This window comes from Streptomyces sp. NPDC059851, from assembly GCF_042732005.1.
Classification (GTDB): domain Bacteria; phylum Actinomycetota; class Actinomycetes; order Streptomycetales; family Streptomycetaceae; genus Streptomyces.
The window spans coordinates 21374-29328 of the sequence record NZ_JBHWJJ010000108.1 but is presented as its reverse complement, the minus strand read 5'-3'; the positions used below and the strand labels follow the sequence as shown (position 1 = coordinate 29328).

At 70.3% G+C, this 7955-nt stretch carries 8 protein-coding genes and 1 pseudogene; 1 reads left to right on the top strand and 8 read right to left on the bottom strand.

Translation table 11 applies throughout. The features are described from left to right. Positions 1–265: 265 nt before the first annotated feature. Entirely contained in the window at positions 266–667 is a 402-nt protein-coding gene (locus tag ACFV7Q_RS28700; RefSeq protein ID WP_385432632.1) for a rhodanese-like domain-containing protein, read from the bottom strand. A gap of 159 nt (positions 668–826) precedes the next feature. Here ACFV7Q_RS28700 and ACFV7Q_RS28695 point away from each other — a divergent pair. Beyond that, positions 827–2016, top strand: a pseudogene (locus ACFV7Q_RS28695) (RNA-guided endonuclease InsQ/TnpB family protein). A gap of 50 nt (positions 2017–2066) precedes the next feature. Here ACFV7Q_RS28695 and ACFV7Q_RS28690 read toward each other — a convergent pair. From ACFV7Q_RS28690 to ACFV7Q_RS28660, 7 genes are all read right to left on the bottom strand, one after another. Beyond that, entirely contained in the window at positions 2067–2624 is a 558-nt protein-coding gene (locus ACFV7Q_RS28690) for a cysteine dioxygenase (protein ID WP_385432630.1), read from the bottom strand. A 65-nt stretch (positions 2625–2689) separates the two neighbouring features. After that, the gene (locus ACFV7Q_RS28685; RefSeq protein WP_360629470.1) at positions 2690–2737 is read right to left on the bottom strand and encodes a hypothetical protein; all 48 of its coding nucleotides are present in this window, start codon (positions 2735–2737) and stop codon (positions 2690–2692) included. Between the two features lie 72 nt (positions 2738–2809). Continuing rightward, positions 2810–4384, bottom strand: a complete 1575-nt coding sequence (locus tag ACFV7Q_RS28680) for an FAD-dependent monooxygenase (protein WP_385432629.1) — start codon at positions 4382–4384, stop codon at positions 2810–2812. 152 nt (positions 4385–4536) lie between these two features. Beyond that, the gene (locus ACFV7Q_RS28675) at positions 4537–5430 is read right to left on the bottom strand and encodes an amino acid ABC transporter permease (protein ID WP_385432627.1); all 894 of its coding nucleotides are present in this window, start codon (positions 5428–5430) and stop codon (positions 4537–4539) included. Next, complete coding sequence (locus tag ACFV7Q_RS28670; RefSeq protein ID WP_385432625.1) at positions 5427–6101, bottom strand: amino acid ABC transporter permease; 675 nt, start codon at positions 6099–6101, stop codon at positions 5427–5429. Before ACFV7Q_RS28670 ends, ACFV7Q_RS28675 begins: the two co-directional genes overlap by 4 nt. A gap of 83 nt (positions 6102–6184) precedes the next feature. Beyond that, positions 6185–7030, bottom strand: coding sequence for a glutamate ABC transporter substrate-binding protein (locus tag ACFV7Q_RS28665; protein WP_385432623.1), 846 nt, complete (start codon positions 7028–7030; stop codon positions 6185–6187). 88 nt (positions 7031–7118) lie between these two features. Beyond that, positions 7119–7904, bottom strand: a complete 786-nt coding sequence (locus ACFV7Q_RS28660) for an amino acid ABC transporter ATP-binding protein (RefSeq protein WP_385432622.1) — start codon at positions 7902–7904, stop codon at positions 7119–7121. Positions 7905–7955 lie beyond the last annotated feature (51 nt).

Here is a 7955-nt window from a genome sequence, read left to right as displayed (position 1 = left end):
GCGCTGCTCCCGGCCCCGGCCCCGGCCCCGGCCGCGGGCGGCTCCCCCCAGGCCGCTGCCGCAGCCGGGCCGCGGTGGGGTCCCGCTGCGCGGAGCCTGCCCCTCCCCGCCCTTCCACCGTTCCCTGGGGCGCCGCCCCAGACCCCGCGCCTTAAACGCCGACGGGGCTGGATGGTGCGGGCTCAGAGGTGGGCGGGGCTGGATTGCGGGGGCGGGGTGGGGCGGCTGCCGGTCCCCTGGGGGCGGCCCCGCTTCGGGGCGCGCCTCAGAGGTGGGCGGGTGGGGTGGTGGGGAGGCCTGTGGATTTCCAGGACTGGAAGCCGCCGGTGAGGTCCGTGGCGTGGCGTAGGCCCAGTGTGTGGAGGGAGGCCACCGCGAGGGACGAGGCGTAGCCCTCGTTGCAGAACACGATCACCCGCAGGTCGTGCGAGGCGGCTTTGGGGATGCGGTGGGAGCCCTGCGGGTCGAGCCGCCACTCCAGTTCGTTGCGCTCGATCACCAGCGCGCCCGGGACCAGCCCGTCCCGCTCGCGCAGCGCCTGGTAGCGGATGTCCACCAGGAGGGCGCCGTCGAGGAACGCCGCATGCGCCTCCTCCGGAGCGACGCGGGTGTACGTGGAGCGGATTCGGTGCAGTAGGGCGTCGATGCCGATGGGGGTGTCGCTCACCGGATTTCTCCCAGGAAGCCGCGGCCTTCAGGCCGGGGAGGAATGGGTCCTTGGAGCGGAGCCGCGAAGCGGCGGAGTTCTCTGCGCATCTGTTCTGACCTGCATTCTCTTCCGTTGTCAGTGGGGACTGTTAGGTTCGGGACCGTGACGACGACAGCGATGGCCGAGACGGTGGACGGGCACGCCCGCTGCACTTTCCGGTTGCGCCCGTCGTCCACCGCGCTCGCCCGGCTGGATGCGGAGTGGGCGCGGTGTCGTTGGGTGTGGAACGAGTGCGTGGCGGTGTCCCGCAAGGTCCACCGCCTCAACAAGGACGCCGAGCAGAAGACCACGTGCGGTCCGGCACAGCTCGACAAGATGCTGACCGAGGCCCGGCAGACGATGGCCTGGCTGCGGGAAGGCGCGAGCGTTCCGCAGCAGCAGATCATCCGGGACTTCGCCAAGTCCGCGCCAAGGCGCTGAAGGACATCAAGGCGAAGCTGCCCATGCGGCAGCGGGCCGGAATGCCGAAGATCAAGCGCAAGCGCGAGGCGGCGCCGAGCCTGAACTACACGCGCCGCGGGTTCTCTCTCAAGAACGGGCGCCTGCACCTGGCCGGCGGGATCGTGCTGACTGTGGTGTGGTCGCGGGATCTTCCGTCCGATGCCACGTCGGTGCGTGTGTACCGGGACGGCCTCGGGCACTGGTACGCCTCGTTCGTCGTGACCACCGAAACCGTGCAGATGCCCGCAACAGGGCGAGTGATCGGTGTGGACTGGGGCGTGAAGGAGACCGCCACCACCACCTCCGACACTCACGACCTCCCCCACGCTGAGCACGGCAGGACGGCTGCTTCGAGGCTGGCCCGGTACCAGCGGATGATGGCCCGGCGCAAGACGCCGAGGAACCGGCCCGACACTGCCGGGTACCGAAAGGCCCGCAAGGCTGCGGCGAAGATCTCGAAGAAGATCGCCCGCCAGCGGCAGGACACCGGCCGCAAGTGGGCCCGCACCGTCGCCCGCGACTTCGACCACATCGCGGTCGAAGACTTCCGGCCCAAGTTCCTGGCCAAGACCACCATGGCTCGCAAGGCAGCCGACGCGGCGATCGGCGCCGTCAAGACGGCCCTGATCGAGCAGGGCCGCAAGCACGGACGGACCGTCCACCTTGTCCACCCCGCGCACACCACCATGGACTGCGCACAGTGCGGAGCGAGAGCCAAGCACGCACTGCCTCTTTCCGAGAGAACATATACGTGCACCGCGTGCGGAGCGGTGTCCCCCAGGGACAAGAACTCCGCCCGCGTGATGCTCGTCCGGGCTGGTCTCAACCCGGCTAGCGCTGATCTTGTAAGCCCTGCCCCCTGCTAGGGGCCAGGCGAAGTGAGCTAGGAATCCCCTTCCTTCAGGGAGGGGAGGTTTCAATGCCAGTCCTCCGGGCGCTCGATCCGGTCCAGGGTCAGGGTGCTTCCCGTGCGGCTGTAGCGGCGGATCAGGGGGAGGGGAGGGTAGTACGCGTGGACCGAGATCGCCGACTCGTCGGGGGAGGCGTTGAGGACCTCGTGCACGTGGTGTTCCCCGAAGGCCCGGCCGGTGCCCGGTCCCAGGCTCCGGCTGCGGTCCACGCCGGGTGCGAGTTCCAGGCTGCGCCAGCCTTCCGAGGGGATCCGGGCGGCCAGCGAGTTCTCGGTGAGGCGGCCCCGCGCGGTGGCGAAGGCACCGCGCGACTCGGCGTGGTCGTGCCAGCCGGTGCCGGTCCCCGGCGGCCAGCCGATGACCCAGGCCTCGCTGCCGGCCGGCCCGTCCAGCCGGATCCAGGTGCGGTCCGTCGGGTCGAGGGGCAGGGAGGCGATGACGGCCGGGTCGGCCGCCGTGCGCAGGGCGAAGTCGAGGAGTTCGGCGGCTGTTACGGCGGGCGTGAGGGCTTGGGTGGGGGCCTGGGTGTGGGCGTGCGTGGGCACGGCTGCGGAGGCAGACATGGCGGGAGTGACCGTCCTGGGTTCGCGGCATGGGCGCGCCGAGGGGGCGCGGGGAAGGAGGCGAATCAGCAGGAACGGCGACACACGCAGCCCGCGTAGCGGACCAGGTCCATGTGGACCCTCCGCCACAGGCGCACGTCGCTGCCGGTCATGACGTGGAGTCAAGCACGCGGAGCGAGCAGCGGTCAATCGATGACGGCGGTGGGGGCCGACGCCGAGGGGGACGTACGGGTCGGTTCGCCCATGCGGACGGCGTCCGCGGCCTCGTACAGTTCCGCCGGTGCCACCCCCGCGAAGGTGGCCGCCAGGTGCCCGTCCGGCCGGACCAGCAGGACGGTGTGCGCAGCGGCCCCGGGGTAGTCGTCCGCGACGAGCAGCTCCGCGCGGACCGGCAGGGCGGCCACGGCCGCCGCCAGCCGCGGCATCAGTCCGGCGCCGAGCCAGTGCCGCCGGTCCCAGACCCCGGTGCCGGGGGCGACCAGCACCACCAGCAGGCGGCCCCGGCCCAGCAGGTCCCGCAGTGGCACGGTGGACCCGTCGGGGGCGGACACGGGGACGTTCGCGACGGCTCCGCCCGGCTCGGTCGCCGTCGGCACCTCCCGTACGGCGACGGGCGGGGCGTACGAGGGCTGCGCGCCCAGCGCCCCGCGGCCCAGGTGGCTGTCGGTGAGCAGGGCCTCGGCGCGGGCCGAGCCGGGCAGCAGGGTCCGCAGCCCGCCCCCGCCGCGCACGGCGGGCATCGCCTGGTCGGCGGCGCGCAGCCGGGCCGCGACCGCGGTGCGCCGCTCGTCCTCGTAGCTGTCGAGCAGGGCCTCGGAGGCCCCCTGGTGCCAGGCGAGGGACAGCTTCCAGGCCAGGTTCTCGGCGTCCCGGAGCCCTTCCTCGACGCCCTGGGTGCCGAGCGCGCCCAGCAGGTGGGCGGCGTCCCCGGCGAGGAAGGCGCGGCGGTCGCGCCAGGTGCGGGCGAGCCGGTGGTGCAGGGTGTGGACGCCGGTGTCGAGGAGGTCGTAGGCGGGCGTGGTACCCCCGCACCAGGCGCCCATGGTGTCGCGGATCAGGGTCACCAGCGCGTCGGGGGTGACGAGTTCGCCGCGGGCGGGCAGCAGCCAGTCCAGCCGCCACACCCCGTCGGCCAGCGGCCGGGCGGTGGTCTCCTGCGGCGGGTCGCGGTGCAGCAGGGCCTCGCCGGGCCAGGGGAGCTCGGTGCGCAGTGCGGCCACTGCGTGCCGTTCGACGGCGGTGCGCCCTGGGAAGCGGATGCCGAGGAGCTTGCGCACGGTGGAGCGGGCCCCGTCGCAGCCGACCAGGAAACTCCCGCGCCACCAGGTGGTTTCCGCGCCCCGGGTGTGGGCGGTGACCCCGCGGTCGTCCTGCTCCAGGGTGTCCAATTTGCTCTCGGCGACGAGCTGGACCAGCGGATGGGCCGCGGCGGCTGCGCGCAGCCCGCGGGTGAGGGCGTGCTGCGGCACGTGCAGGGGGGCCGGATCCGGATCGTCCTCGAAGGTGATGCGGCCGCTGTCGCGGTTGCGCCGCATGGTGCGCCAGGCCGCGTAGTACGCGCCCTCGTCGCGCAGCGTCGTACAGCCCAGCCGCTCGGCCATGGCGGCGGTGTCGGAGTGCAGGACGACGGTGCGGGCCGGTCGGGGGAGATCCTTGCCGGGGCCCTCGTCGAGCACGACCGAGGGCACGCCCTGGCCGGCCAGGGCGAGGGACAGGGACAGTCCGACGGGCCCCGCGCCGACGACGATCACCGGGTCCACGAGGCGGCTCCCGATGTCCGGTATGTGATCACAGAACGTATGCAACCCACTGGAGGTGCCTGCGTCAAGTGACGCAGGACCCGGGCATGCGTGTGGTGCGACGGATGAGATCCGCCGCACCACATGTGCCACGCCAGTGTACTGACCGGGTGTCAGGGAGCCTTGCCCACGCCGGCCGCGCCGCCCGCGTCGACCTCGGCCACGTCGCCCTCGACGACGGCGCCGGTGCCCTTCTTCGACTGCCGCAGGCGCTTCTCCATGAAGGAGGCCAGGCCCGTCAGGGCGAAGTTCACCGCGATGTAGATCAGGGCGATCACGACCATGGTCGCGATGGTGTTGCTGTAGTTGGCGGAGATCTGCCGGTTCATCGACATCAGGTCGGCGAAGCCGAGGACGGCGCCGCCGAGCGCGGTGTCCTTGAGGATGACCACGAGCTGGCTGACGAGCGCGGGCAGCATCGCCGTGACGGCCTGCGGGACCAGCACGTAGACCATGGTCTGGCCCTTGCGCATGCCGATCGCCTTGGCCGCGTCGGTCTGGCCGCGCGGCAGCGTCAGGATGCCGGCCCGGACGATCTCGGCGATGACCGAGGCGTTGTACAGGACGAGGCCGGTGACCACCGCGTACAGCGGTCGCAGGTCCGAGCTGACGGTGCCGAGCATCACGTACAGGGCGGAGCTGAAGATCATCAGCATCAGCACCGGGATGGCGCGGAAGAACTCCACGACCGCGCCGACCGGCACGCGCACCCACGCGTGGTCGGAGAGCCGGGCGATGCCGAGGAGCGCGCCCAGCGGCAGCGCGATCACCATGGCGATCAGACCGGCCTTGAGGGTCTCACCGAGGCCGGGCAGCAGGAACGTCGTCCAGATCTGGCTGTCCGTGAGGAACGGGGTCCACTTGTCGGCGTCGAGCTGGTTCTGCTCGGCCATGAGGGACAGCACCCACCACAGGACCAGTGCGAGGACCACCACGAAGGCGCCGGTGTAGATCCAGTTGCGGACCTTGGCCTTGGGGCCGGGGGTGTCGTACAGAACGGAGCTCATCGCTTCACCGCCACTCGCTTGGCCACCTGGCCCAGCAGCAGGCCGGTGGGCAGGGTCAGCAGGACGAAGCCGAGGGCGAAGACCCCGAAGACCGCGAAGAGCGCGTCCGCCTCGTTCTCCAGCATTTCCTTCATCAGCAGGGCCGCCTCGGCCACGCCGATGGTCGCCGCCACCGTGGTGTTCTTGGTGAGGGCGATCAGTACGTTGGTGAGCGGTGCGACGACCGCCCGGAAGGCTTGGGGGAGCACGATCAGGGTGAGCACCTGGAAGAAGCTCAGCCCCAGCGCGCGGGCGGCCTCGGCCTGCCCCACGGGCACCGTGTTGATACCCGAGCGCAGTGCTTCACAGACGAACGTGCCGGTGTAGGCGATCAGGCCCAGGACCGCGAGGCGGAACCCGATCTCCTTGAAGTTCTCGCCGCCGAGCGTGATCTTCAGCGTCTGGTTGAGGCCCAGCGAGCAGCCGATGATCAGCAGGGTCAGCGGCGTGTTGCGCACGACGTTGACGTACGCGGTGCCGAAGGACCGCATGATCGGGACCGGACTGACCCGCATCCCGGCCAGGATCGTGCCCCAGATCAGGGATCCGACCGCGGAGTAGAGGGTGAGCTGCACCGTCACCCAGAAGGCTCCGAGCACGTCGTACTGCCCGGAAGTAAGAAAGTCGAACACGTTGCCCTGCGCTCTCCCCAGGATGGCCGGTGGGGCGCGCCGCCGCCCTTGACGGGCGGGCGGCGGCGCGCCCCACCGATGAATCAGCTGCCTTCGGTGATCTGCGGGGCCGGCTCGGCCTTGTAGCCGGCGGGGCCCAGGTTGGCGTCGACCGCCTTCTGCCAGGAGCCGTCCTCGACCATCTTCTTGAGCGCGGCGTTGACCTTGGTCTGGAGGTCCTTGTCGCCCTTCTTCAGGCCGATGCCGTAGGGCTCGTCGCTCATCTTCAGGCCGACCAGCTTGAACTTGCCCTTGTTCTTCTCCTGCGCGGCGAAGCCGGCGAGGATCGAGTTGTCCGTGGTCAGGGCGTCGACGGACCCGTTCTCCAGGCCGGTGAGGCACTCGGAGTAGCCGCCCAGCTGCTGCAGGTCGGCTTCGGGGGCCAGCTTGGTCTTGACGTTCTGCGCGGAGGTCGAGCCGGTGACCGAGCAGAGCTTCTTTTTGTTGAGGTCTTCGGCCTTGGTGATCGAGGTGTCGTCCGCGCGGACCAGCAGGTCCTGGTGGGCCAGGAAGTACGGGCCGGCGAAGTCGACCTTCGCCTTGCGCTTGTCGTTGATCGTGTAGGTGGCGACCACGAGCTTGACGTCACCGTTGGAGATCAGGTTCTCGCGCTCGGCGCTGACGGCCTGCTTGAACTCGATCTGGTCGGGCTGGTAGCCGAGCTCCTTGGCGACGTAGGTCGCCACGTCGACGTCGAAGCCCGTGAACTTGCCGTCCGGGGTCTTCAGGCCCAGACCCGGCTGGTCGAACTTGATGCCGATGACGATCTTGTCCTTGCCGCCCCCGGTGCTGCCGCTGCCGGCCTTGTCACCGCCGCCGCCGCACGCGGTCGCGGTCAGGGAGAGGACGACGGCCACGGCTGCGGCCGCGCCGGCCTTGAAAACCTTCATGGTGAACTTCCCTCGGATGAGACGTGGTTGGACGACGAGCGACGACACGTGCGCCGGGCCGCCAGGGGATCACTACCAGACGGAACCGTCAGTGGTGCAGGATCTTCGAAAGGAAGTCCTTGGCGCGGTCACTGCGCGGGTTGCTGAAGAACTGCTCCGGCTCGGCCTCTTCGACGATCTTGCCGTCGGCCATGAAGACGACCCGGTTGGCCGCAGAGCGGGCGAAGCCCATCTCGTGCGTGACGACGACCATCGTCATGCCCTCGGCGGCGAGCTGCTGCATGACCTCCAGCACCTCGTTGATCATCTCCGGGTCGAGGGCCGAGGTCGGCTCGTCGAAGAGGATCACCTTGGGGTCCATGGCCAGCGCGCGGGCGATCGCCACGCGCTGCTGCTGGCCGCCGGACAGCTGCGCCGGGTACTTGTCGGCCTGTGTTCCGACGCCCACCCGGTCCAGCAGGGCCCGCGCCTTCTTCTCGGCGCTCGCCTGGTCCGTCTTGCGGACCTTCATCTGGCCCAGCATCACGTTCTGCAGCACTGTCTTGTGCGCGAAGAGGTTGAACGACTGGAAGACCATGCCGACGTCGGCACGCAGCCGGGCCAGCTCCCGCCCCTCCGAGGGCAGTTCCTTGCCGTCGATCGTGATCGTTCCGGAGTCGATCGTCTCCAGGCGGTTGATGGTCCTGCACAGCGTGGACTTGCCCGATCCCGAGGGACCGATCACCACGACAACCTCGCCGCGGGCAATGCTCAGATCGATGTCCTGAAGCACGTGCAGCGCGCCGAAGTGCTTGTTGACGTTGCTCAGTACGACCAGGTCGTCGGCGGCTCCGGCCGCGTCCTTCGCTTCCTTGGTCACTGATACTCCGCTCATCGGCTTCTAGCTCCGTCCTCCTCGGTTGGCAGGACAGTAGTGAGGCCGTGC

Excerpts from the sequence above, each read along its gene's own strand:
- ACFV7Q_RS28690 (WP_385432630.1), bottom strand. The coding sequence starts at position 2,624 with ATGTCTGCCTCCGCAGCCGTGCCCACGCACGCCCACACCCAGGCCCCC.
- ACFV7Q_RS28675 (WP_385432627.1), bottom strand. The coding sequence starts at position 5,430 with ATGAGCTCCGTTCTGTACGACACCCCCGGCCCCAAGGCCAAGGTCCGC.
- ACFV7Q_RS28665 (WP_385432623.1), bottom strand. The coding sequence starts at position 7,030 with ATGAAGGTTTTCAAGGCCGGCGCGGCCGCAGCCGTGGCCGTCGTCCTC.
- ACFV7Q_RS28660 (WP_385432622.1), bottom strand. The coding sequence starts at position 7,904 with ATGAGCGGAGTATCAGTGACCAAGGAAGCGAAGGACGCGGCCGGAGCC.